We start from the raw sequence: 24,203 nt of genomic DNA, 5'->3' as shown, positions 1-24,203 counted from the left end.
GGAAAAATGTCGAAAAAAGCGGAATAGTTCGAATTTTAAGAAAGCGTTTTAAATTTGATTGTCAGTCGTGCTATAATGATTGAGGTTGTACTTTTCTGCCTGGCAACCCGCCTGGTGCGAGCCAATTTGATAGGAGGATTCACACATGAATATCCACGAATATCAAGGCAAAGAAGTTTTGCAGCAGTACGGAGTATCCGTGCCGCGCGGGAAGGTAGCGTTCAGCGTCGAAGAAGCCGTGAACGCGGCCCGCGAACTCGGAAGTCCGGTCGTCGTCGTCAAGGCACAGATCCATGCGGGCGGACGGGGCAAGGCCGGAGGGGTCAAAATCGCCAAGAGTCTCGATGAAGTGCGGACCTACGCCGAAGAACTGCTCGGCAAGGTGCTGGTGACCCATCAGACGGGCCCCGAAGGCAAAGAAATCAAGCGGCTTCTGATCGAAGAAGGCTGCGATATCCAAAAAGAATATTATGTCGGCGTCGTCGTCGACCGCGGCACGGGCAGCGTCGTGCTGATGGCTTCGGAAGAAGGCGGAACGGAGATCGAGGAAGTGGCGGCCGCCACGCCGGAGAAGATTTTCCGCGAAGTGGTCGACCCGGCCGTAGGGCTGCAGCCGTTCCAGGCTCGCCGCTTGGCTTACGCGATCAACATTCCGAAGGAATTGGTCAACAAAGCGGCCAAATTCATGATGGCGCTTTACAGCGCTTTTGTGGACAAGGACTGCTCGATTGCCGAAATCAATCCGCTCGTCGTGACAGGCGGAGGAGAAGTCATGGCGCTCGACGCCAAGCTGAACTTCGATTCCAACTCGCTCTTCCGTCATAAAGACGTCCTGGCGCTGCGCGACCTGGACGAAGAAGACGAGAAGGAAATCGCCGCTTCCAAGTTCGACCTGAGCTACATAGCGCTGGACGGCAACATCGGATGCATGGTCAACGGCGCGGGCCTTGCGATGGCGACGATGGACATTATCAAGTATTACGGCGGCGAACCCGCGAACTTCCTGGACGTAGGGGGCGGCGCGACGAAGGAGAAGGTAACCGAAGCCTTCAAGATCATTCTGTCCGATCCGGAAGTCAAAGGCATCTTCATCAATATCTTCGGCGGGATCATGCGCTGCGACGTCATTGCCGACGGCGTGGTCGAAGCGGCGAAGCAGATCAAGCTGGACAAGCCTCTTGTCGTGCGCCTCGAAGGCACGAACGTCGAGCTGGGCAAAAAGATCCTGAACGAATCGGGACTCAATATCGTATCCGCGGACTCGATGGCCGACGGCGCGCAGAAGATCGTGGAATTGGTATAATCGACTGAACCAACGCAGCGTCAGTTTCGCAAACCGACTTTAAACGGAGGATGTGGATCGGCATGAGCATTCTGGTGGATAAAAATACGAAAGTCATTACGCAGGGGATTACGGGCGAAACGGGCCTCTTCCATACGAAGGGAGCCCTGGAATACGGCACGCAGATGGTCGGCGGGGTTACCCCGGGCAAAGGCGGCACCGAAGTCGAGATTCAGCTTGAAAACGGCAGCAGCGTCAAGCTTCCGGTATTCAATACGGTAAACGACGCGGTCAAGGCGACGGGCGCGACGGCGAGCGTCATCTACGTTCCGCCGGCTTTCGCCGCGGACTCCATCATGGAAGCCGTAGACGCGGATCTCGATCTCGTCATCTGCATCACGGAAGGCATTCCGGTGCTTGACATGGTCAAGGTAAAGCGCTACATGGAAGGCAAAAAAACGGTGCTGATCGGACCGAACTGTCCGGGCGTCATCACGCCGGAAGCGTGCAAAATCGGCATTATGCCGGGTTATATCCATAAAGCGGGCAAAGTCGGCGTCGTTTCCCGAAGCGGAACGCTCACGTACGAAGCCGTGCATCAGCTGACGACGCGCGGCATCGGCCAGTCGACGGCTGTCGGCATCGGCGGAGACCCGGTCAAAGGCTCGGAGTTCATCGATATTCTGAAGCTCTTCAACGAAGACGAAGGCACGCAGGCTGTCGTTATGATCGGCGAAATCGGCGGTACCGCCGAAGAAGAAGCGGCCGAGTGGATCAAAGCGAACATGACCAAGCCGGTCGTCGGCTTCATCGGCGGCGCGACGGCGCCTCCGGGCAAACGGATGGGCCATGCCGGCGCGATCATTTCGGGCGGCAAAGGCACGGCGGCGGAAAAAATCGCGAAGCTGGAAGAGTGCGGCATTCGCGTAGCGCCGACTCCGGCGGAAATGGGCGCGACGCTCGTTTCCGTATTGGAAGAACGCGGCGTGCTGGAGACCTTCACCGCGGGTTGATTCCTGCCGGGTTTTCTGGCACAATAGCGGAAGGACAATAACCGGATAAGATACGTCATTAAGGCAGGCAGCCTTTCTTTCCCGCGGGGAAGAAAGGCTGCTTTTTGCGTTTGCGGCAGTTTTTTCCGGAGAGAACGAAGGAGGCGGAACCCCCGAATGGCCCACAGTCAATCGACCGCGGCGCTCTGGATCGTCGCAATGAACGAAATGAAAGGCATCGGTTGGAAAAGCATCAATACGCTGATGAACATCGTACGGCACCGCGGAATTCCATACGAAGAATTGTTTCGGATTCCGGAAAAAACGTGGCTTGGGCTGGGAGCGGAACCGAAGCAGGCGGAAGCGGCGGGCAAAGTCCGTTTTGAAGAAGCGGGCGACCGCGTATTCAGGCTGCGGGAGCAGGGAATCGAGCCGATTACATGCTTCGACGCGGAGTATCCCATTTTAATGAAGGAAACCGCCAAACCGCCCTGGATGCTTTATACGATCGGGCGGCGCGAACTGCTGGGGAATTTCGGCATCGGCGTCGTCGGTACGAGGTCGCCCACCTCCTACGGCCGCATCGTCTGCGAGCGGATCGCGGGAGACTTGGCCGACCGGGGCGTATGTTTGATCAGCGGCATGGCAAGGGGAATCGACGGCTTCGCCCATAAGGAGGCGTTGAAGAGAGGCGGCGCGACGATCGCGGTGCTGGGCGCGGGTCCGGACGTCGTTTATCCGCCGGAACACCGGCAGCTGCATCGCCAGATCGGCGAGCAGGGGCTGATCGTGTCCGAATTTCCTCCGGGCACCCGCCCCTCCCCCGGCCTGTTTCCGATGCGAAACCGGATCATTGCGGGATTGTCGCGAGGCGTATTGATCGTGGAAGCCGCGGAAAGAAGCGGTTCGCTGATCACGGCCGATTATGCGCTGGACAGCGGGCGCGACGTATTTGCCGTCCCCGGTCAGATTACGTCTCCCAAAAGCGCGGGCACTTTCGAGCTGATCAAAAACGGGGCGAAACCCTGCGCGAACGCCGAAGACATTTTGGAAGAATATGCGCATCTGTTCGTCCCCGTCGCGCGAAGCGTCGAAAAAAAAGAGGCACATGAAAAATTGACAAAAGAGGAGCGGAAGATATACGTTATATTGGAACAAGGGGATGCCAGCATCGACGAACTGCAGCGGAAGACATCTTGGGATTTTGGACTTTTACATTCCGTTCTGCTATCGTTAATCATAAAAAGCCAGGTGAAATCGCTCTCCGGCGCCGAGTACACATGGATAGGAGATCCGATCCGCTGATCCCGGCCTTATATCCACCAACATTCACTATCGTATGCTATCAAGCAAAAAATGCGCGGTTCAGGGCAGCAATCCGGAAAGCCGCGCTCGTACAACCTGAGAGGAGGACGAACCTATGGCGGATTCGCTCGTTATCGTGGAATCGCCCGCAAAGGCGAAAACGATCGGCAAATACCTGGGCAGTAAATTTATCGTAAAAGCGTCGATGGGCCATATTCGAGATCTGCCGAAAAGTCAGATTGGCGTCGAGGTCGAGAACGAATTCAATCCCAAATATATTACGATCCGCGGAAAAGGCTCTATCCTGAAAGAGCTGAAGGATGCCAGCAAAAAAGTGAAAAAAGTCTATCTCGCGGCCGACCCCGATCGCGAAGGGGAAGCCATCGCGTGGCACCTGGCGCATGCGCTGGATATCGACAACGTGGAGGACTGCCGGGTCGTATTCAACGAAATTACGAAACAGGCGGTCAAAGACGCGTTCAAGACGCCGCGCCCGATCAACATGGATCTGGTCAACGCCCAGCAGGCGCGCCGCATTCTCGATCGGCTCGTCGGGTATAAGATCAGCCCGCTGCTGTGGAAAAAGGTCAAGAAAGGATTGTCCGCGGGCCGGGTTCAATCGGTAGCGGTCAAGCTGATCATCGACCGTGAGAACGAAATTTCGGAATTCGTTCCGGAAGAGTACTGGAGCATTACCGCCCGCTTGGCCGTGAAAGGCAACGAATTCGAAGCCAAGTTCCATCAACTGGACGGCGGAAAGAAAGAGCTCCGCAGCGAGCAGGACGTTCAGGAAGTGCTGACCGCTTTCGAAGGAAAGGATTTTGTCGTAGGCGAAGTGAAGGAAAGAGAACGCCAGCGTCATCCGTCCCCTCCGTTTACGACAAGCTCACTGCAGCAGGAGGCCGCCCGCAAGCTGAACTTCCGCGCGGCCAAAACGATGTCGGTCGCTCAGCAGCTTTACGAAGGTGTCGATCTCGGCAAGGAGGGCACGGTCGGCCTGATCACCTACATGCGTACCGACTCGACCCGGATTGCCGGCAGCGCGCAGGAAGAAGCGAAAGCCTTTATCACGGAACGTTACGGCGAGGAGTTTGCGCCGGAAACGCCGCGCCAGTATTCCAAAAAGTCGGCAGGGTCCCAGGACGCGCACGAAGCGGTCCGGCCGACCTCGATGGAACGCGATCCGGAATCGGTCAAACCGTTTATGAGCCGCGACCAGTTCCGTCTCTATAAGCTGATCTGGGAACGCTTCGTCGCCAGCCAGATGTCTTCCGCCGTGCTCGACACGCTGTCGGTGGATATCCATTCGGGCAGCGCGACGTTCCGCGCGGTAGGCTCGAAAGTCCGCTTCCAGGGCTTCATGAAAGTCTATGTGGAAGGCAACGACGACGGCAGCGTGGAAGAGGACAAGTTCCTGCCGGCGCTCGCCAAAGGCGACAAGCTGGAACGTAAAGATGTCGAGCCCAAACAGCATTTTACGCAGCCGCCTCCGCGTTACACGGAAGCACGTCTCGTCAAAACGCTGGAGGAGCTCGGAATCGGGCGTCCGAGCACGTATGCGCCGACTTTGGAGACGATTCAGAAGCGCGGTTACGTGGCGATCGAAGAGAAGAAATTCATGCCGACGGAGCTTGGAGAGTTGATCAACGAGCAGATGGAGGAGTTTTTCCCGGAGATTCTCGATGCCGAATTTACCGCCCATATGGAAGAGAGTCTGGACCATGTGGAAGAGGGCGAAGAGCAGTGGGTTCGCGTGCTGCAGGAGTTTTACGGCACGTTCGAGAAGCGGCTTGAGTTCGCGGAAGAAGAAATGAAAGAAATCGAGATTCAGGATGAAGTCTCGGACGAGATTTGCGACAAATGCGGCAAGCCGATGGTGTACAAAATGGGCCGATTCGGCAAGTTTCTGGCCTGCTCGGGCTTCCCGGACTGCCGCAATACGCGGCCGATCGTCAAGAACATCGGCGTTACCTGTCCGAAGTGCAAGGAAGGCCATGTGGTCGAGCGCCGCAGCAAAAAGGGACGCGTCTTCTACGGCTGCGACCGGTATCCGGAATGCGACTTCGTGTCGTGGGACCGTCCGTCTGCGAAGCCTTGTCCGACATGCGGTTCGCTGATGGTGGAAAAACGCAGCAAGCAGGGCACGAAGCTTCAATGTACGTCGTGCGACCATACGGAAGTGCTTGAAGACAACGAAGATACGGCGGAAGCTTAAATATATAGGGGGAACATGAAGTGAGCAGCAATCAACGGGTAACGGTAATCGGAGCGGGATTGGCGGGAAGCGAGGCGGCATGGCAGATCGCCAGCCGCGGCGTTCCGGTCACGCTCTACGAGATGCGGCCGAAGGTGAAGACGCCGGCCCATCATACGTCTTATTTCGCGGAGCTGGTCTGCAGCAATTCGCTGCGCGCCAACGGATTTACCGGAGCGGTCGGCGTGCTTAAGGAAGAAATGCGCAGACTCGACTCGCTGGTCATCGGGAAGGCCGACGCGAGCGCGGTGCCGGCGGGCGGCGCGCTTGCCGTCGACCGCGACCTTTTTTCGGGAGGCATTACGCAGGCGCTTAAGGAGCATCCGCTTGTCGACGTGCGGGAAGAGGAAGTGACGGAAATTCCGGAGGACGGCATTACCGTCATCGCGACGGGACCGCTGACTTCGCCGGCGCTGTCCGCGCAGATCAAAGGGTTCATGGGCGAGGAATACTTCTATTTCTACGACGCGGCCGCGCCGATCATCGAGAAAGACTCCATCGACATGGACAAAGTGTATCTGGCTTCGCGCTACGACAAAGGAGAAGCGGCTTATCTGAACTGCCCGATGACCGAAGAGGAATTCGACCGCTTCTACGAAGCGCTGATTACGGCGGAAACGGCGGAGCTCAAAGAGTTCGAGAAAGAAATTTATTTCGAGGGCTGCATGCCGATCGAAGTCATGATGCGCCGCGGCCGCCAGACGGCGCTGTTCGGACCGATGAAGCCGGTCGGCCTGCCGGATCCGCGCACGGGGAAAATTCCGTTCGCGGTCGTGCAGCTGCGCCAGGACAACGCGGCGGGCACGCTGTACAACCTTGTCGGATTCCAGACGCATCTGAAATGGGGCGAGCAGAAGCGGGTGTTCCAGATGATTCCGGGTCTGGAGAACGTGGACATCGTCCGCTACGGCGTCATGCATCGCAACACGTTCATCAATTCGCCGAAGCTGCTCGAGCCGACCTACCAGTGCAAAAACAAGCCGAACCTGTTCTTCGCCGGACAGATGACGGGCGTGGAAGGCTATGTCGAATCGGCGGCTTCCGGACTGATCGCCGGCATCAACGCGGCGCATCTGGCATTGGGACGCGAGCCGATCGTGTTCCCGGAAGAAACGACGCTCGGCGGCATGGCGCGTTATATCACGACGGCCGATCCGGATCATTTCCAGCCGATGAACGCCAACTTCGGTCTGCTGCCGAAGCTCGAACAGAAAATCCGCAACAAAAAAGACAAAAACGAAGCTCTGGCGATGCGGGCGCTCGATCGTTTGTCGTCCTTCACGGCGGAACAATCGCTGAACGGCGTCCGCAGCTAATGCAATCCGCGTTTGCGGGAAAAGGAGGATTACGATGGAAATCTCGTTCCACGCGACGACTATTTGCGCCGTTCGCAAGAACGGCAAAGCGGCCATCGCCGGCGACGGCCAGGTGACCATGGGGCAAAACGTCATCATGAAGCAGCATGCGAAGAAGGTGCGCCGGCTGTACCGCGGCCAGGTGCTTGCGGGATTCGCCGGTTCCGTCGGCGACGCCATTACGCTGTTCGAAAAATTCGAAGCCAAGCTGGAAGAACATCAGGGCAACCTGCAGCGTGCGGCCGTCGAGTTGGTCAAAGAATGGCGGACCGATCAGATGCTGCGCAAGCTCGAAGCGCTGATGATCGTTATGGATAAGGACGGCATGCTGCTCATTTCGGGCAACGGAGAAATCATCGAGCCCGACGACGACATTATCGCTATCGGCTCGGGAGGCAACTTCGCCCTGTCGGCAGCCCGCGCGCTCAAGCGCCATGCGGAACTCGAAGCCAAGGAAATCGCTCATGCTTCCCTGAAGATCGCCGCCGAAATTTGCGTCTATACAAACGACAACATTATCGTCGAAGAACTTTAACGCCAACAATTACAGGGGTGTGCACAGACGACGGGGCGATCCCGCGCAGTTTGCGCGCATATCCTAAGAGTGGAGGGTATGGCTAATGGCTATGAAAAACGAAGCCCTGACACCGCGGGAAATCGTGGCGGAATTGGACAAGTACATCGTGGGGCAGAAGAAAGCGAAACGTTCGGTCGCCGTCGCTTTGCGCAACCGTTACCGTCGCAATCTGCTGCCCGAAGAAACGCGGGACGAAGTGGTTCCGAAAAACATTCTGATGATCGGGCCTACCGGCGTCGGAAAAACCGAAATCGCGCGGCGTTTGGCGAAACTTGTCGGCGCGCCGTTCATCAAGGTGGAAGCGACAAAATTCACGGAAGTCGGTTATGTGGGACGCGACGTGGAAGCGATGGTACGCGATCTGGTTGAGACGTCGATTCGGATGGTCAAAGCGGAGCGTACGGAGAAGGTCAAAGACCGTGCCGAGGAAATGGCGAACGAGCGAATTGTCGAAATTTTGGTTCCTGCGGCCAAATCTTCGTCTTCGCAGCGCAATCCGTTCGAAATGCTGTTTGGCGGCCAGGGAAAAACCGCGCCGGAACCCGAGCCGGAGAAAACCGCGTACGAAGAGGGCAGTCTCAGCGAACGCCGCCGCAAGGTGCGCTTCGACTTGTTGGCCGGGAAGCTGGAGGACGACGTAATCGAGATCGACGTCGAAGACGCGATGCCGAACATGTTCGATATGCTGGCGGGGCAGGGCAACGAGCAGATGGGCAACATCCAGGAGATGCTCGGCAGTTTTCTGCCTAAGCGAACCAAACGTCGCAAGCTGCCGATCCGCGAGGCGCGCAAAGCGCTGACACACGAGGAAGCGTCCAAGCTGATCGACATGGACGACGTCAATCAAGAAGCGGTGCGCCGAGCCGAGCAGTCCGGCATTATCTTTATCGACGAAATCGACAAGGTTGCCGGCAGCGGACGCGGCCATGGACCCGACGTATCGCGCGAAGGCGTGCAACGGGATATCCTTCCTATTGTCGAAGGTTCGACCATTATGACGAAGTACGGCCCGGTGAAGACGGATTACGTTCTGTTTATCGCTGCTGGCGCTTTTCATGTATCGAAGCCTTCCGATCTCATTCCGGAACTTCAGGGACGGTTCCCGATCCGGGTCGAATTGGAGAGCCTCACGCTAGAAGACTTTATTGCGATTCTGACCGAGCCGCAAAACGCGCTGACCAAGCAGTACGTGGATCTGCTCAAAACGGAAAATATCGAAATCGGCTTTTCCGAAGAAGCGATTCGGGAAATTGCGAGCATTGCGGCTTCGGTCAACCAGAATACCGAGAATATCGGCGCGCGTCGCCTGCATACCATTTTGGAAAAGCTTCTCGAAGATCTTTCTTTCGAGGCGCCTGAACTTAATTTAGAGCAAATGACGATTACTCCGGAATACGTGCGGGAAAAACTTGCCGACATCGCAAAAGATCGCGACCTAAGCCAATACATTTTGTGAACGCATTTTTGAAGTTCACTTAATTGGCAAAAAAAGGCGAGCTTTTGTTTGACTCCGGGAACCGGCTTTGAAAGCCCCTTCTTTTTTCGAATGAAATTTAGGCTTGCGGAAAGCAAATCAAAATAAGAAAAAGCCCTGTCTTTCAACTAGGGAAAGATAGGGCTTTTTTCTCATTGTTTTATAGGCCCAACTCGAAGAAACTTAGATTAGACATTATACAGTTGCACCAGTGGGCGAATTTCCAAATGATGGTGTAGTACAGGGCATATTTGATAGTTCGGCAGAGCTAGAGAGCAAGCGGGCACTTTGGCCGAATTTGATTTTGTAAAATTTATAGAATGCACAAGGCTTATTAACTAAGGGAGTGGAATCGATGAATATTTTGAACGATACCGGTTTTAACCGCCTGCGCAGCGCAATCGATGCGTCGAACACGAGACAACAAGTCATTTCCAACAACATTGCGAACGCGGATACGCCGTATTTCAAGCGTTCCGAAGTGTCGTTCGAAAGCCTGCTTCAATCGGAAATGAACGGTGTAAGTTCGATTAAGGGTCGGATGACGAATCCCCGGCATATCGCGATCGGTTCCGGTTCCATTCCTACCGCCAAGATCACTACCGATAAGAGCACGGCCATGAATAACAATATGAACAACGTGGACATCGACAGCGAAATGACGTCGTTGGCAGAGAATCAGCTCCGTTACAACACGTACATCGAAGAAGTCAATCACCAAATCAAAATGATGCGCACGGCGCTGGGAGGTAACGCATAACAATGAGAATCAGCAGCGGATTTGACGTCAACGCCTCCGCTCTTACGGCGCAGCGCCTGCGGATGGATATCATCTCGTCCAACATTGCGAACGCCGATACGACGAGAGCTCAGGTGATCGACGGAAAGGTTCAACCTTATAAGCGGAAAGTGGCCGTCTTGTCGGAAAACAACCAGACGCCGTTCGCCAAGACGCTGAATGCGGCCATGAACGGCAAGAGCTCGGCGAGCGGGGTGAAAGTAACTGCGATCCAGGAAGACAAAGAGCCGTTCAAGTTGGTCTATAACCCGACTCACCCGGATGCGGACGAGAACGGTTACGTGCAGATGCCGAACGTGGACATCGCCAAGGAAATGGTCGACATGATCTCGGCGACGCGTTCTTACGAAGCCAACGTAACCGCATTGAACGCGACGAAAGCCATGATTACGAAAGCTCTGCAAATCGGCAAATAAAGCTTGGGCTTGACGCTATGGAACGGCGCATTGACAATCAACGGAAATATGGCCGCTAAGCGGACCGACAGGAAAGGGAGATCGCGATGATTCAAAATCATATGTTTAACCCGGTTCAAGCAGCCAACCGCACGCTCGCGGGACTGCAGGAGAAAAATACGGTTACGCCGCAGGACACGATGCAGGATTTCGGACAGTATCTTCAAAATGCCCTGCAGGGCGTGGCGGATATGGAAAAGACGGCCGACGAGACAGGGAAGCAATTCATGCTTGGACAAGCGAATGTGGATCAGGTCATGATCACTTCCGAGAAAGCGCTGTTGGGACTTCAAATGACTTCCCAGGTACGAAACAAAGTGATCGAAGCTTATCAGGAAATTATGCGTACACAACTGTAGTCGAACGTTAATTAAGTATAATGCTGCGTAGTGGGGTGAAATTGTGAACGAAAGATTGACCCGAATAAGGGATTCGCTCTTGGGCTATTGGAATCGGCTCAGCAAAACACAAAAGGCTCTGCTGGTCTCGACGGTCGCCATTACGCTGTTGACGATTGTGATTTTGACCATGCAGTTTTCCAAGACCCAATATGAAGTGGCCTTTCAAGACTTGAACAGCGAAGATGCGGCCGCGGCCATGACTTACCTTGATTCGGCGGGCATTCCGTATAAACTGAGCACTGACGGAAAAAGCTTGTCGGTACCGAGCACAAACGCTTCAAGGGTACGGGTAGATATCGCGTCGCAGGGAATTATCCAAAACGGATCCGTCGGATTCAATAAAATGTTCGGGACAACGACGTCCGCCCTGGGCATGACCGAGAACGAGTTTAACGTGAAGTATAAGAGCGCGTTGAACGGAGAAGTGGAATCCCTTCTCAAGATGATGACCGGAGTTGAAAGCGCGAGGGTGTTAGTGAACTTGCCTCAGGAGAGTCTGTTCGCGAGCGCCGAAGATCAAGAGCAGGCTTCGGCTTCCGTCGTCATGACATTTAAGCCGGGCTATCGTCCGACCCAGGAAATGATCGACGGTTACTTCAATCTCGTGAAAACGTCGGTACCGAACTTGCCCATCGACAACATCACGATTACCAGCGATAACACCGAATTGTACGCCTCGAATGCGGGAAGCGGCTTTGGAGCGGGCTCCGCGGGGGCGATTCAGGATAACCTGGCGATGCAGCGCAAGTACGAGAGCGACATCGAAAAAAGCGTCAAGATGTTCCTCGGCAGCATCGTGGGAGCTGATAAAGTCAACGTCCTCGTAGCTTCCAAGTTGAACTTCGATCAGGTAAACACGACCGAAAATCTCTACACGCCTGTCGATGAAGAAAACATGCGCGGGATCGAAATCAGCGTGCAGGACGTTCAGGAGAGCTACACCGGAGCCGGAACGGCGAACAGCGGAGTAGCAGGGACCGGTACGGAAGCCGTGCCGACTTACCCGGGGGATACTTCGGCCGGCCAGACGACTTCGGAAAGTTCCAACCGAATCGTGAATTACCAAGTTAACCAAATTACCAAGCAAATCGTACAAAGTCCCTATATCGTAAGAGATTTAACCATAAACGTAGCGGTTGAACCACCTGCCGGCCAAACAACGTTAAATGACGAAACCCGGACAAATATCGAAGGCATTCTGGTCAACATTATCGGAGCTTCGCTTGCCGACTCCGGAGCTACTTATACAGACGCCCAGCTTCAGCAAAAAGTTTCAGTGTTTTCTTCGATCCCTTCGACCGAAACGGCCGATGCGGACGCGGGAATGTCCAGAGCGCTGCTGTGGAGCATTATCGGCGGATTGGCCGCCCTGCTGGCTGTCGCGATCTTCCTGATCGTGCGCCGCAGAAGAAAGAACCGCGAAGAAGAGCTGCTCGAAGAAATGGAGCTGCCTACGCCGGCGGAGATGCCGTCCATTAACCTCGATACGGTCAGCGGAGAAAGCCAGATGCGGAAACAGCTTGAGTCGCTCGCCAAAAAGAAACCGGATGAGTTCGTCAATCTGCTGCGCACATGGTTAGCCGATGAATAGGAGTGAACAAGTGTGGCTAAAGCAAGCGCGCAAACGTTAAGCGGACGGCAGAAAGCCGCCATTCTGCTGATCTCGCTCGGGCCGGAAGTCTCGGCCCAAATATTCAAACATCTTAGAGACGAGGAAATCGAGCAGCTTACGCTCGAGATCGCCAACGTCCGCAAGGTGGACAGCGCGGAGAAAGATTCGGTGCTTGCCGAATTTCATCAAATCTGTCTGGCGCAGGAATATATTTCGCAGGGCGGTATCAACTACGCCAAGGATATCCTGCAAAAAGCGCTCGGCGAACAAAAGGCGCTCGAAGTCATCAACCGACTTACCGCTACGCTTCAGGTTCGTCCGTTCGACTTTGCCCGCAAAGCCGATCCGGGCCAAATCTTGAACTTTATCCAGAACGAAAATCCGCAGACGATTGCGCTCGTGCTTTCTTATCTGCAGTTCGATCAAGCCTCGGTGATTCTGTCCTCGCTTCCTCAGGAAAAGCAGGCCGAAGTGGCGAGACGGATCGCCATGATGGACAGCACTTCGCCGGAAGTCATCGCCCAGGTCGAGCGGGTGCTCGAGCAGAAGCTGTCTTCGACCGTCACGCAGGACTTTGCGACGGCGGGCGGCATCGAATCGATCGTTTCGATCCTGAACGGGGTCGATCGGGGCACCGAGCGTACGATTTTGGACGCGCTCGAAATCCAGGATCCGGAACTGGCGGAAGAAATCAAAAAGAGAATGTTCGTATTCGAGGACATCGTCAATATCGACGACCGTTCCATTCAACGCATTATCCGCGACGTCGAAAATGCGGATCTGCAGCTCGCGCTCAAAGTCGCCAGCGAAGAAGTCCGCGAAGTCGTGTTCAAAAATATGTCCAAACGGATGGCCGAAACGTTCCGGGAAGAAATGGAATTCATGGGACCCGTGCGGCTGCGTGACGTCGAAGAAGCGCAGACTCGCATCGTAACGATTATCCGTAAGCTGGAAGAAGCGGGCGAGATTATCATCGCGCGCGGCGGAGGAGATGATATCATTGTCTAACCTCATTAAGTCTTCGCAATATGTGCCAAAAGAAGATTTTGTCAAGCTTGATCTGCACCGGCACTACGCCTCGAAGCAGGAATATGCGGAAGGGGCGGACGAACCCCAGCTGCCGGTTGCGGATAAGCAGACGGTTATGCTCAAAGACGAAATGATTCGCGACGCGAAAGAATTCGCCGAGCTTCAAATTCGGGAAGCGGCCGAACAGGCGGAGAGAATGCTGCTTGAAGCGCAGCAGCAGATCGAAGCCTGGTGGCAGGAGAGACGCGAGCAGGACGAACATTTGGTCGAAGCGGTCAAATCGCAGGGGTTCCGCGAAGGATATGAGGAAGGCAAAATCCAGGCGGAGGCAGAGCTTGCCGTACGGATGCAGCAGGCTTCGGAAGAAGCGCAAGAATTGATCAAGGAAGCCGTTCGCACCAAGGAAGAGATCATCCAGGAGGCCGAGCCGTTCCTGGTTGATCTCAGTTCCGCGATCGCGGAAAAAGTGATCGACCGCAAGTTGGAGGAAGACCAGGAACTGACGCTGAGCCTGATCCGCAAAACGTTATCCCGCAAAAGGGAGCAGGGGACGATCGCGCTTTGCGTGGCGCCTTCGCAATTTTCCCTGATCAACTCCGCGCGCGAAGAGCTTGCTATGTCGATCGACTCGCAGGCGGAACTGCAAATCCTTCCGGATGCGACCGTACAGGACAGGGGCTGCGTGATACGATCGAACTTCGGAAGCGTGGACGCGAGAATCGATACGCAGCTGTCGGAAATCAAGCGCGAGCTGCTGAGATTGGCTCTGCACGAAGAAACGCCCAACGCTTAATTCCGAAGAGGTACTAGTCGACTGGGAAGCGGAGTAGGAATCGAGGTAGGTTGCCGGGTTTTTTTAAATTCGGGAAATAGCACTTTTTAGCCTTAGCGGGTTTTTTATAACCATGTAGAATAACAATTGTAAAGAGAACGACGGCATGGAGGTGACGGGATGAAAGAAATTCTGGTCGACAAATACTTGGATCAACTGAGACAGCTCGATCCGATTCGGGTCAACGGCAAAGTTACGCAGGTTATCGGACTGATGGTCGAATCGGAAGGGCCGGATGCAAGCATCGGCGAGGTTTGCTACATTTATCCCACCAAAACCGCGCCTCCGCTTCAGGCCGAAGTCGTCGGATTCCGGGACAACAAGGTGCTGCTGATGCCGCTGGGCGAACTGCAGTCGATCGGCCCGGGATGCGACGTGGTCGGCACGGGCAAGCCGCTTACCGTACAAGTCGGGTCGGAGCTGCTCGGAAAGGTGCTGGACGGTCTCGGAAGACCGCTGGACGGTTCGCTGCTCCCGGCTCGAATGGCTCACGCTTCGACGTTCAATACGCCGAGCAACCCGCTCCAGCGCCCAAGAGTACACGAACCGATCAGCGTCGGCGTTCGGGCCATCGACGGGCTGCTGACGATCGGCAAAGGACAGCGGGTCGGCATTTTCGCCGGTTCGGGCGTCGGCAAAAGCACGTTGATGGGCATGATTGCCCGAAACACTTCGGCTGACATCAACGTCATCGCGCTGATCGGGGAACGGGGACGCGAAGTGCTCGATTTCATCGAACGCGATCTCGGGCCGGAAGGCTTGGCCCGATCGGTCGTCATTGTCGCCACCTCGGATCAGCCCGCGTTGGTACGCATCAAGGGAGCGCTGATCGCCACCAGCATCGCCGAGTACTACAGGGACCGCGGCATGAACGTCATGATGATGATGGACTCCGTTACCCGGTATGCGATGGCGCAGCGCGAAGTCGGATTGGCGGTCGGCGAGCCGCCGGCGATGAGAGGATACACACCTTCGGTATTCGCGAGTTTGCCGAAACTGCTGGAACGTGCGGGTACCGGTCCCACCGGCTCGATCACCGCGTTTTACACGGTCCTGGTCGACGGCGACGACATGAACGAGCCGATCGCCGATGCGGTCCGAGGCATTCTGGACGGCCACATCGTTCTGAACCGCGGCATCGCCAACCGTGGACACTTTCCGGCGATCGACGTTCTTGCCAGCATCAGCCGGGTTATGAAAGACATTTCGCCCGAGATTCAAACGGATGCGGCCAACAATCTCAAACGGCTGCTGTCGGTATATAAAGAATCGGAAGATTTGATCAACATCGGCGCTTACCAACGGGGCTCGAGCATCGAGATCGACGAAGCGATCGAAAACATCCAGCGGATCTGGGACTTTACCAAGCAAAAAGTTGATGAAAAGACGACATTGGACGAATCGATAGAACGTTTAATCCAAGAATTCTCAAGGAGCTGACCTTAGGAAATGTTGAAATTCAATTATGCATTTCAAAAAGTCGTGGATCTGAAAGCAAGCGAAAAAAATCATGCGGAAATGAAACTTTCTTCGGCGCTGGGCGAGCTTCAGGCCGAAGAACAGACGCTCAGCCGGCTGTTTTCCGACAAAGATTCGCTGGTCGATTCCATTCAGAGCGAAACCGTCAACGCCGTTTCGGCTCTGCAGCTTCAGCAGATGCAGGATTATATCAACTATATCGATCAATGCATTTTCCAAAAGCGTCAAGATATTCAAACGGCGCAGGTGAAAGTCGAAGAAAAGAAAGAGCACCTCACGACGAAAATGTTGGATGAGAAAGTCTGGATGCAAGCGCGCGGAAAAGCGTTGGAATCTTTTCAAAAAGAAGAAATGCTGCGGGAACAAAACGAGCTTGACGAAATGGCGACCGTTCGTTTCGTGGCACGCGCCCGTTAAGAACAAATCGCGGCAGCAAGTGTAGAAGGAGGTCAAACGCGTGGCAAAAACCCAAGCGGAAGCCGAAATCGGCTTGGAAGAGGAATCGGGAAGCAAAGCCGGACGAATTCTGCTGTTCGCAGTGCCGATTCTGTTCACAGTCGTACTGGTCGGAGTGCTGATCACCCTGATGAATCCGAATACCCGCAATTCCGTGCTGGAAACGGCCAATAAAGTTCCGGTTGTCGGTTCTCTGCTTCCGAAGCCGACTTATACGCCGGAGCAGCAGGCGGAGCGTCAAAAAGAACAGCAGGCTGCCAGCGCGGAAGCAACGATCGATAAGCTGAAAGCGCAGCTTGAACAAAAAAACACCGAACTAAAAACCGCGCAGCAGGCGCAAGCCGATACGCAAGCCCAAGTGGACAGCCTGCAGAAAAAGCTTGACGATACGCAGGCTCAGCAGGAAGAACAGCAGGCAGCGGCGGCAGCGGCGCCGGAGGAAAAAGAAGGGCCGAGCGATCAGGTGAAGCAGCTCGCCCGAACTTACGGAGCAATGAGCGCAAGCAAAGCGGCTCCGATTCTGGATACGCTGACCAAAGAAGAGATCGCCATGATCTTGAACGCCATGAGCACGGAGCAAAAGTCGGCCATTCTGCAAAGAATGACGGCCGACAAGGCTGCGGAGGTTTCGATCATGCTGAAGAATGCCTCTTCGGCAGCGAAGCTGGAATCTGCGGCCAACGCGGCAAGAGCCGCAGCGGCGAGCGCGGAACAGCCGGCGCAAAAGACTACTGCCAACGGTTCGTTGAACCAGGATCAATTGAGCCAGACGTTTTCTTCCATGGATGCTTCCAGCGCGTCTGCGCTTCTTGTCCAAATGTCCAAAACTAATCAAACTAAGGTGCTGACCATTTTGAAATCGGTAGACGATTCCACGCGTTCCAACATTCTGTCCCAGATGGCAAGCACGGACAGCGAAACGGCCGCTCTGCTGGCCAATAAACTGATCGGCGGTTAAAGCCGGATTGAAGGGAGGTGAGACAAAAAAATGGGAATGACGATTCCTGGCATGACAGTAAGCGCGGCAGCTCCGGCTACGGGGGGGAAAGCCCCGGCAGGCGCGGCGGCGGCGGGCGCGGCGGCCATCTTCGGTCAATCGCTTCAGCAGCTGATGGGGAGCGCGGCCGGCGGCAGTGGCAATACGGCCGGTCAAACCGCAGAAACGCCATCCAATCCGCTTTTGGCCGCGCTGCAGCAGCTGATCGCGGCGGCGGGAGAAGCGAGCGGAGAAGGAACAACGCCGATTGATGCCAAAGAGCTCGATGCGAAGTTGGACGATCTTTTGGGACAGCTCGATTCGCTTGACGATCAGCTGATGCAAAATCCCGAGCTGATGTCCATGCTTCAAAATTGGATTCAGCAGGCGCAGAGTGTTCTTGCCGGACAGGGAAATGAGACGGAGACGGCGGCGGAAGGGCGGCAGGCGTCAAATACGGTCGAAGCTTTGGCTTCCAACCCGGCGACGCTGAAATTCGCGCTGCAGGATACGGTCGCACAGCTGGTCGAGCTGCAGAAATCGCCGCAGACCGCTCCGGAACTGAAGGTGCAGGCGCAGCAGGCGCTTGCGGCGCTCGAACACACCGTCGAAGAAAATACCCGTCAAACAGGCACCAAGACACTCATGCCGCAGCAGAATGTCGAAACGCTTCCGGTTCAAGAAGGAACCCAGCCTGCGAAAACGGAACAACCTTCGGCGAAGCAGGGGGAAGTGCAGGTCAAAGCCGACGCGGCGATCGTATCTTCCAAAGCCCAGACGCAGCAGCAATCGGGATCGAACTTGCAGCAAAACGGCGAGCAAGCGCAGGAGGCCGAGCAGGACATCAAACCTCAAGGAACGATCACGGCCGGAGAACTGGCGCTTCGAACAAACGGCCTGACACCTGCAAAACCGGCAGAGGCGGTACCGGTTCACCGGATGGCGCAGGAAGTCGAAAAGCTTGTCGTGGACCGACTCGAAATTTTGCAGAAACAAGGCTTCACCGAAGCCAAAATCTCGCTGACTCCCGACCATTTGGGCAAAGTCGATATCCGCATCACGATGCACGCCGGACAGCTGGTTGCGCAGTTCGTAACCGAGCATGCGGCCGCCAAAGACATGCTTGAACAGCAGATGGCCCAGCTTCGCGGCACGCTTCAAGGGCAGGGACTGACGGTCGAAAAGCTCGAAGTGACGCAAAGCTCCTCGCTCCAGTCGCAGATGAGCCAAAACGGCGGACAGGCGGGAAGCGGGCAGCAGCAAGGAAGGCGGTCCCAGTCGAGAGAAGAAGCCAACGACGACGCGAGATTGACGGCGGAACTCGGCGAAGAACTCGGCGAATGGTTGAGACAGAAGACGGCCGCGCAATCGGGCAGCTCGTTTATAGCGGAAGCTTAATTCAGACAGGAGGTCAATTTTTTGGCAAACAGCAATGTTTCGACAACGAATATTTGGCCCAATTATTCGACGCAGAACGTCCAGAAGGCTTCCGCAAAGACTTCGGCCGATTCGGCGACGATGGGCAAAGAACAATTTCTGACGATTTTGATCGCCCAGCTTAAAAATCAGGATCCGCTGGCGCCGATGGACAATTCGCAGTTCACCGCTCAAATGGCGCAGTTCTCCTCGCTGGAGCAGCTGATGAATATGTCCACGCAGCTCACGCAAATGAATTCCTCCATGGGAACGGCTTCGCAGCTGATCGGTCAAAAGATCACTTGGTACGATTCCGAAACGAAAAACTACCTGACGGGCAACGTGGCCTCGGTTCTGCAAAAAGACGGGAAGATGTATGCGGCGGTAGGCGATTACCTGGTACCGACTTCCGATATCACGATGGTTGAAGCGGCAGGATCGGGAGACGGGTCGGCAGTTCAACCGTCGACGAAGTCGCCATCGGAAAAAGCGTCGGAAGACACGAAGACGGATACGCCGGCCGAGCAGACGTCCGCGCCGCAATCCTCCCAAAACTCCACAGAGGAGGCAGCCGCGACTACGGATTCCGGCGATAACGGAGGTGTAAAATGAATGATCCGATTCGCGTAGGCCAGTTATATCCGGCGAAGATTCCGCCGGGTGCTTCGAGGAGCCAGACGGCTTCCGCAGCCGGACGGGACAGCTTCCAATCCGTGCTCGGGGAACAGCTGCTGAAATTCAGCGGGCACGCTTCAAAAAGGCTGGAACAGCGGGGCATCGAATTGAATTCCGAGCAGCTCAGAAAGATCGGCAGCGCCATCGACAAGGCGGCGGCCAAAGGTTCGAAAGAATCGCTTCTATTGATGCAGGACATGGCTTTGATCGTCAACGTGCGCAACCGCACGGTCGTGACCGCGGTGGACGGCGGCTCCATGAAAGACAACGTCTTCACCCAAATCGACAGTGCCGTCATCGTTTCCTAGTTTTACCGGCTGGACCGATAGGAAGCCGGCGTGCCGCCGAACGCATGAAGCGGCACAAAATAGCACTTTTTAGCCGGGTTTTTTTCTGGCTGAGAAAGTAAAATGAAACAAAGCAAATACAAATCATATGAACGAAACCATAGGAGGAATCATCTAATGTTGAGATCCATGTATTCGGGCGTGTCGGGCATGAAAGGCTTCCAAACGAAATTGGACGTAATCGGCAACAATATCGCCAACGTCAACACGACCGGATTCAAATCTTCGCGCGTTATGTTCAAAGATATTCTGAGCCAGACTGCCGCAGGTGCCACAGGAGCGACAGCCGAAGTCGGCGGTTCGAACGCCAAGCAGATCGGCTTGGGCGTATCGATCGGTTCCATCGACACCCTGCATCTGGCGGGCAGCGCGATGACGACCAATAACCCGACGGACCTGCGGATCGACGGCGACGGATTCTTCGCCGTAGGCTTGACTGCAGAAACGGACCCGGAAAATGCCTTCCTGACGAGAGCGGGAGACTTCCATGTCGACGGTCAAGGCAACCTGGTCAACTCCGACGGTCTCTTCGTCCTTAATACCGACGGCGCCGTGATCAACGTGCCGACAGGTTCCAGTTTCTCGATCGGCAGCGACGGCACGGTAGCGATGAAGGATGAAGCAGGCGAAGTGAATACGGACAACCGGCTCGCAGTCGTTGTAGTGCGCAACCCGGAAGGTCTGGAGAAAGCGGGGGGCAACCTGTACCGGGTGGGCTTGAACGCGATGCCGGACGGAGAAGAGATCACATTTGAAGCAGGCGACGCCAACGCCATGGCAGGCAAGATCGTAGCCGGCCAACTCGAAATGTCCAACGTCGACCTGACAGGCGAATTCACCGAAATGATTACCGCTCAGCGCGGCTTCCAAGCGAACTCCAGAATCATTACGACATCCGACGAAGTGCTGCAGGAAGTTGTTAACCTGAAACGTTAATCGTAATATTGGCGGCGGAAGAGCCGGCTGATTAAAGCCGCTTTTCCGCCAGCTTTACGGGAGGAAAGTCATGATTCCAGTTACTCGCTTAAACGGATCGCCGCTGTGGCTTAACGCGCTGCAGATCGAAATGGTGGAAGAAACGCCGGACACTTACGTCACGCTGGTTAACGGCAAACGCATGATCGTGCTGGAGAAAGCCGCCGACGTCGTCAAGCTGATGACCGAATATTATGCCGCAATCGGCCTGCACACCGCATCGGTGAAAGTGCAGAATACGGGGGAAGAAGAATGAAGAAACTTTTGCCATGGATCATTACGATGTTTTTGGCGATTACGCTGATCGTCGTGGCCGTATTCCTGGTGCTGGGTAATAATAACAAAGAAACGACCGCATCAGGCGAAAAACAAGAAGTGAAGCACGAAAAGCAGCTTTCCGCCAAAGAAATCGTAGCGGTCAGCTCGGACATGACGGGAATCAAGACGAACTTGTCGGACCCTTCCTACATCGTTCAAGTCGACTTCTCGTTCCAGCTGGACAGCGCGAAAACGAAAGCCGAGTTCGACGAAATCAAGGAGATCACGGTTAAGCCGATCGTTTTGATGACGTTGGCCGACATGACGCCGGAAAGCCTCGGTACCGCAAAAGGCAAAATGCAGCTGAACACGAAGCTTAAAAATCTCATCAATAAATCGCTGCCGGAGGGCGAAGTGGTGAGCGTCAACATTACCAACTTCATCTTGGCGACGATCTGATTCGCACGGCGCCGGAGTTCGCCGCTTAAGTTCAAGGCCGCGCCTTTGGAGGCGGCCGTGTTTATGGGAGGGGGGTGAAAGGTTTGGTTGATGTATTATCCCAGAACGAGATCGACGCTCTATTAGCCGCGCTTTCCTCGGGCGAAATGGACGCGGAAGAACTCAAAAAAGAAGAGACGCAGCGCAAAATTCGTTCCTACGACTTTAAAAGGGCCGTACGGTTCTCGAAAGATCATATTCGCAGTTTAACGCGAATCCACGAAAACTTTGCGCGCAATCTGACCACTTACTTTTCCGCCCAGCTCCGTACCTTCGTTCAGATTAACGTCGTACAGGTCGAACAGCTGCCTTACGACGAATTTATTCGCTCCATTCCGAAAATGACCGTTCTGAACATTTTCGAAGCGGAGCCGCTCGAAGGCCGCATGGTGCTTGAAGTGCATCCCAACATCGCATTTACGATGGTGGACCGGATGCTGGGAGGCAGCGGTACGGCGCCCTTAAAACCGGGAGCGCTGACCGAAATCGAAACCATTATTATGGAACGGATTTTCAGCCGGGCCCTGGAAAATCTGCAGGATGCCTGGAAGACGGTCTACGACCTTTCTCCGCGAATGGAGGCGCTCGAGACCAATCCGCAGTTCATGCAGATCGTATCGCCCAACGAAACGATCGCGCTGATTTCGCTGAGCACCAAAATCGGCGAGACGAGCGGGATGATCAACTTGTGTATCCCGCACGTCGTGATCGAGCCGATCATGTCCAAACTGTCCGTGCATCATTGGTTCGTTTCGCAAAAAAAGGCGCGCGCTCCGGAAGAACTCGAAGCTTTGCGAGAACGGGTAACGCGAGCCGAACTTCCGTTCATTGCGGAACTTGGCCAATCCCAGCTGACGATTCGCGAATTTCTCAGTTTGGCCCCGGGAGACGTCATTACGCTGAACAAAGCAACGGAAGAAGGTCTCGCCATTAGGGTCGGGGAAAAACTGAAATTCATCGGAAGCCCGGGTATGATCAAAGACCGGGTCGCCGTGCAAATCGACGAGATCGTCAACGAAGGAGTTGAGGAATTTGACGAGTAAAGATTATTTGTCCCAGGAAGAAATCGATGCATTGCTGAGACAGTCCGAATCGGACGACGAAGGCTCGCCCTCGGCCGGTGCCGACAAGACGGTCGACGATTTCCTGACTTCGCTGGAGCAGGACGCCCTGGGTGAAATCGGCAACATTACATTCGGCAGTGCCGCGACGGCGTTATCCACTCTGCTGGGCCGCAAAGTCGACATCACGACGCCGAAAGTATCGATTATCACAAGAAGCCAATTCGAATCGGAGTTTCCGAAACCGCATGTCGCCGTGCACGTGAACTATGTCGACGGTTTCCAAGGGATCAACTCTCTGGTTATCAAAACGAGAGACGCCCAGATCATCGCCGATCTCATGCTCGGCGGGGAAGGGAATCCGCAGGATGAAGAGCTGAACGAAATCCATATCAGCGCCGTGCAGGAAGCCATGAACCAAATGATGGGTTCTTCCGCGACGTCCATGTCTACCATCTTCAACCGCTTTGTCAACATATCGCCTCCGGCTATCGATATTCTCGATGTCAGCAACGGGGACGGGGTCAGCAATCTTCCGATGGATGAAACGCTGATCAAAGTTTCTTTCCGGCTCCTGATCGGGGATCTCATCGATTCGACGATCATGCAGCTGATCACGGTTGACTTCGCGAAAAACATGGTGGAAATGCTTCTCGGAGGAGCACCGGCGGAAGAAGAACCTGCCGCGCCGGCTCCGCAGCCGCAAGCCGCCGCGCCGCAGGCGCCTTCTCCCGCGCCGGAACCGCAGATGCAGCAGCCTCCCGTTCAGAACAATCCGTATCCGGATCCTTATGCGGCTTCCGCGCCGCAGCAGGGAATGCCTCCGTACGGAATGCCGGGACAGCCGCAGCAGGCTCCTTATCCGGGGTACGGGATGCCGGGCCAGCAGCCGGATTACGGCATGCCTTATCCGGGTTACGGGCAAATGCCGATGCAGCAGCCGCCTCAACCGAACCATTACGGCAGCGCGGGGCGCAACGTCAACGTTCAACCGGTGCAGTTCGGCAATCTTCAGAACGGAGGATACAGTCCATCGGATGAAAATAATTTAGGATTATTGATGGACATTCCCCTTAAAGTCACCGTAGAATTAGGAAGGACCCGCAAACAGATTAAAGATATTCTGGAATTGTCCCAGGGGTCCATCGTCGAGCTCGACAAGCTTGCCGGCGAACCGGTCGACATCCTGGTCAACAACAAGCTGATCGCCAAGGGGGAAGTGGTCGTTATCGACGAAAACTTCGGCGTACGCGTTACGGATATCGTCAGTCAGTGGGACCGAATTCAAAACTTACAATAACGCATTCGACAGGGAGGATTTTTAATCAATGGCAAACCGTATTCTTATCGTGGACGACGCAGCTTTCATGCGCATGATGATCAGAGATATTTTGACGAAGAACGGCTTTGAAGTCGTGGGGGAAGCTCAAGACGGATCCCAAGCAGTGGAAAAATTCAAGGAACTTAAACCGGATCTGATCACGATGGACATCACGATGCCGGAAATGGACGGAATCGCCGCCCTCAAAGAAATCAAAAAGCTCGATGCGAGCGCAAAAGTCATCATGTGCTCCGCAATGGGTCAGCAGGCGATGGTTATCGACGCCATTCAGGCGGGCGCAAAAGACTTCATCGTAAAGCCGTTCCAATCCGATCGCGTTATCGAGGCTATCAACAAAACCCTCGGCGCCTAAG

The 24,203-nt window shown here is 55.1% G+C and carries 25 protein-coding genes; all 25 read left to right on the top strand.

The window, feature by feature from the left end; all coding sequences use genetic code 11:
- Positions 1-145 precede the first annotated feature (145 nt).
- The 25 genes from sucC (at position 146) to GYN08_RS09210 (ending at position 24,202) form a co-directional block, all read left to right on the top strand.
- Entirely contained in the window at positions 146-1,303 is a 1,158-nt protein-coding gene (gene sucC / locus GYN08_RS09330) for an ADP-forming succinate--CoA ligase subunit beta (RefSeq protein ID WP_166273950.1), read from the top strand.
- Positions 1,304-1,365: 62 nt separating this feature from the next.
- Positions 1,366-2,295, top strand: coding sequence for a succinate--CoA ligase subunit alpha (gene sucD, locus GYN08_RS09325; protein ID WP_166273949.1), 930 nt, complete (start codon positions 1,366-1,368; stop codon positions 2,293-2,295).
- A 156-nt stretch (positions 2,296-2,451) separates the two neighbouring features.
- Positions 2,452-3,579, top strand: coding sequence for a DNA-processing protein DprA (dprA, locus tag GYN08_RS09320; RefSeq protein WP_166273948.1), 1,128 nt, complete (start codon positions 2,452-2,454; stop codon positions 3,577-3,579).
- Between the two features lie 115 nt (positions 3,580-3,694).
- Positions 3,695-5,794: a type I DNA topoisomerase gene (gene topA, locus GYN08_RS09315; protein WP_166273947.1), complete on the top strand. Its 2,100-nt coding sequence runs from the start codon at positions 3,695-3,697 to the stop codon at positions 5,792-5,794.
- 20 nt (positions 5,795-5,814) lie between these two features.
- On the top strand, positions 5,815-7,149 hold the full coding sequence (trmFO, locus tag GYN08_RS09310; protein ID WP_166273946.1) for an FADH(2)-oxidizing methylenetetrahydrofolate--tRNA-(uracil(54)-C(5))-methyltransferase TrmFO: 1,335 nt from the start codon (positions 5,815-5,817) through the stop codon (positions 7,147-7,149).
- A gap of 34 nt (positions 7,150-7,183) precedes the next feature.
- Positions 7,184-7,723 carry an ATP-dependent protease subunit HslV gene (hslV, locus tag GYN08_RS09305; RefSeq protein ID WP_166273945.1) on the top strand — a complete coding sequence of 180 codons (540 nt, stop codon included), beginning with the start codon at positions 7,184-7,186 and terminating at the stop codon, positions 7,721-7,723.
- A gap of 91 nt (positions 7,724-7,814) precedes the next feature.
- Positions 7,815-9,221 carry an ATP-dependent protease ATPase subunit HslU gene (gene hslU / locus GYN08_RS09300; RefSeq protein ID WP_166274424.1) on the top strand — a complete coding sequence of 469 codons (1,407 nt, stop codon included), beginning with the start codon at positions 7,815-7,817 and terminating at the stop codon, positions 9,219-9,221.
- A 373-nt stretch (positions 9,222-9,594) separates the two neighbouring features.
- Positions 9,595-9,999, top strand: coding sequence for a flagellar basal body rod protein FlgB (gene flgB / locus GYN08_RS09295; protein WP_166273944.1), 405 nt, complete (start codon positions 9,595-9,597; stop codon positions 9,997-9,999).
- 2 nt (positions 10,000-10,001) lie between these two features.
- Positions 10,002-10,454 carry a flagellar basal body rod protein FlgC gene (gene flgC, locus GYN08_RS09290; protein WP_166273943.1) on the top strand — a complete coding sequence of 151 codons (453 nt, stop codon included), beginning with the start codon at positions 10,002-10,004 and terminating at the stop codon, positions 10,452-10,454.
- Between the two features lie 86 nt (positions 10,455-10,540).
- Positions 10,541-10,852 carry a flagellar hook-basal body complex protein FliE gene (fliE, locus tag GYN08_RS09285; protein ID WP_166273942.1) on the top strand — a complete coding sequence of 104 codons (312 nt, stop codon included), beginning with the start codon at positions 10,541-10,543 and terminating at the stop codon, positions 10,850-10,852.
- Positions 10,853-10,895: 43 nt separating this feature from the next.
- Positions 10,896-12,485: a flagellar basal-body MS-ring/collar protein FliF gene (fliF, locus tag GYN08_RS09280; RefSeq protein ID WP_166273941.1), complete on the top strand. Its 1,590-nt coding sequence runs from the start codon at positions 10,896-10,898 to the stop codon at positions 12,483-12,485.
- Positions 12,486-12,497: 12 nt separating this feature from the next.
- Positions 12,498-13,514 (top strand): flagellar motor switch protein FliG, encoded by a 1,017-nt coding sequence (fliG, locus tag GYN08_RS09275; protein WP_166273940.1) that lies wholly within the window; start codon positions 12,498-12,500, stop codon positions 13,512-13,514.
- On the top strand, positions 13,507-14,328 hold the full coding sequence (locus GYN08_RS09270) for a FliH/SctL family protein (protein ID WP_166273939.1): 822 nt from the start codon (positions 13,507-13,509) through the stop codon (positions 14,326-14,328). The genes fliG and GYN08_RS09270 overlap by 8 nt, the downstream gene beginning before the upstream one ends.
- 159 nt (positions 14,329-14,487) lie before the next feature.
- Positions 14,488-15,807 carry a flagellar protein export ATPase FliI gene (gene fliI / locus GYN08_RS09265; RefSeq protein WP_166273938.1) on the top strand — a complete coding sequence of 440 codons (1,320 nt, stop codon included), beginning with the start codon at positions 14,488-14,490 and terminating at the stop codon, positions 15,805-15,807.
- A gap of 12 nt (positions 15,808-15,819) precedes the next feature.
- Complete coding sequence (gene fliJ, locus GYN08_RS09260) at positions 15,820-16,263, top strand: flagellar export protein FliJ (protein WP_166274423.1); 444 nt, start codon at positions 15,820-15,822, stop codon at positions 16,261-16,263.
- A gap of 40 nt (positions 16,264-16,303) precedes the next feature.
- The gene (locus GYN08_RS09255; RefSeq protein WP_166273937.1) at positions 16,304-17,260 is read left to right on the top strand and encodes a MotE family protein; all 957 of its coding nucleotides are present in this window, start codon (positions 16,304-16,306) and stop codon (positions 17,258-17,260) included.
- A 30-nt stretch (positions 17,261-17,290) separates the two neighbouring features.
- Entirely contained in the window at positions 17,291-18,676 is a 1,386-nt protein-coding gene (locus GYN08_RS09250; RefSeq protein ID WP_166273936.1) for a flagellar hook-length control protein FliK, read from the top strand.
- Positions 18,677-18,697: 21 nt separating this feature from the next.
- On the top strand, positions 18,698-19,306 hold the full coding sequence (locus GYN08_RS09245; RefSeq protein WP_166273935.1) for a flagellar hook capping FlgD N-terminal domain-containing protein: 609 nt from the start codon (positions 18,698-18,700) through the stop codon (positions 19,304-19,306).
- A complete protein-coding gene (locus GYN08_RS09240) occupies positions 19,303-19,677 on the top strand; it encodes a TIGR02530 family flagellar biosynthesis protein (RefSeq protein ID WP_166273934.1) in 375 nt (124 codons plus the stop codon). Before GYN08_RS09245 ends, GYN08_RS09240 begins: the two co-directional genes overlap by 4 nt.
- Positions 19,678-19,833: 156 nt before the next feature.
- Complete coding sequence (gene flgG / locus GYN08_RS09235; protein ID WP_166273933.1) at positions 19,834-20,652, top strand: flagellar basal body rod protein FlgG; 819 nt, start codon at positions 19,834-19,836, stop codon at positions 20,650-20,652.
- Between the two features lie 70 nt (positions 20,653-20,722).
- Complete coding sequence (locus GYN08_RS09230; protein ID WP_166273932.1) at positions 20,723-20,947, top strand: flagellar FlbD family protein; 225 nt, start codon at positions 20,723-20,725, stop codon at positions 20,945-20,947.
- A complete protein-coding gene (locus GYN08_RS09225) occupies positions 20,944-21,408 on the top strand; it encodes a flagellar basal body-associated FliL family protein (RefSeq protein WP_166273931.1) in 465 nt (154 codons plus the stop codon). Before GYN08_RS09230 ends, GYN08_RS09225 begins: the two co-directional genes overlap by 4 nt.
- 83 nt (positions 21,409-21,491) lie before the next feature.
- Positions 21,492-22,490, top strand: a complete 999-nt coding sequence (gene fliM, locus GYN08_RS09220; RefSeq protein WP_166273930.1) for a flagellar motor switch protein FliM — start codon at positions 21,492-21,494, stop codon at positions 22,488-22,490.
- Complete coding sequence (gene fliY / locus GYN08_RS09215) at positions 22,480-23,808, top strand: flagellar motor switch phosphatase FliY (protein WP_166273929.1); 1,329 nt, start codon at positions 22,480-22,482, stop codon at positions 23,806-23,808. The genes fliM and fliY overlap by 11 nt, the downstream gene beginning before the upstream one ends.
- 28 nt (positions 23,809-23,836) lie before the next feature.
- Positions 23,837-24,202, top strand: a complete 366-nt coding sequence (locus GYN08_RS09210) for a response regulator (RefSeq protein ID WP_087800886.1) — start codon at positions 23,837-23,839, stop codon at positions 24,200-24,202.
- The last annotated feature ends 1 nt before the right edge of the window (position 24,203 follow it).

This window comes from Saccharibacillus alkalitolerans (assembly GCF_011090185.1).
GTDB classification, from domain to species: domain Bacteria; phylum Bacillota; class Bacilli; order Paenibacillales; family Paenibacillaceae; genus Saccharibacillus; species Saccharibacillus alkalitolerans.
This window is presented reverse-complemented; position numbering and strand designations above follow the sequence as displayed.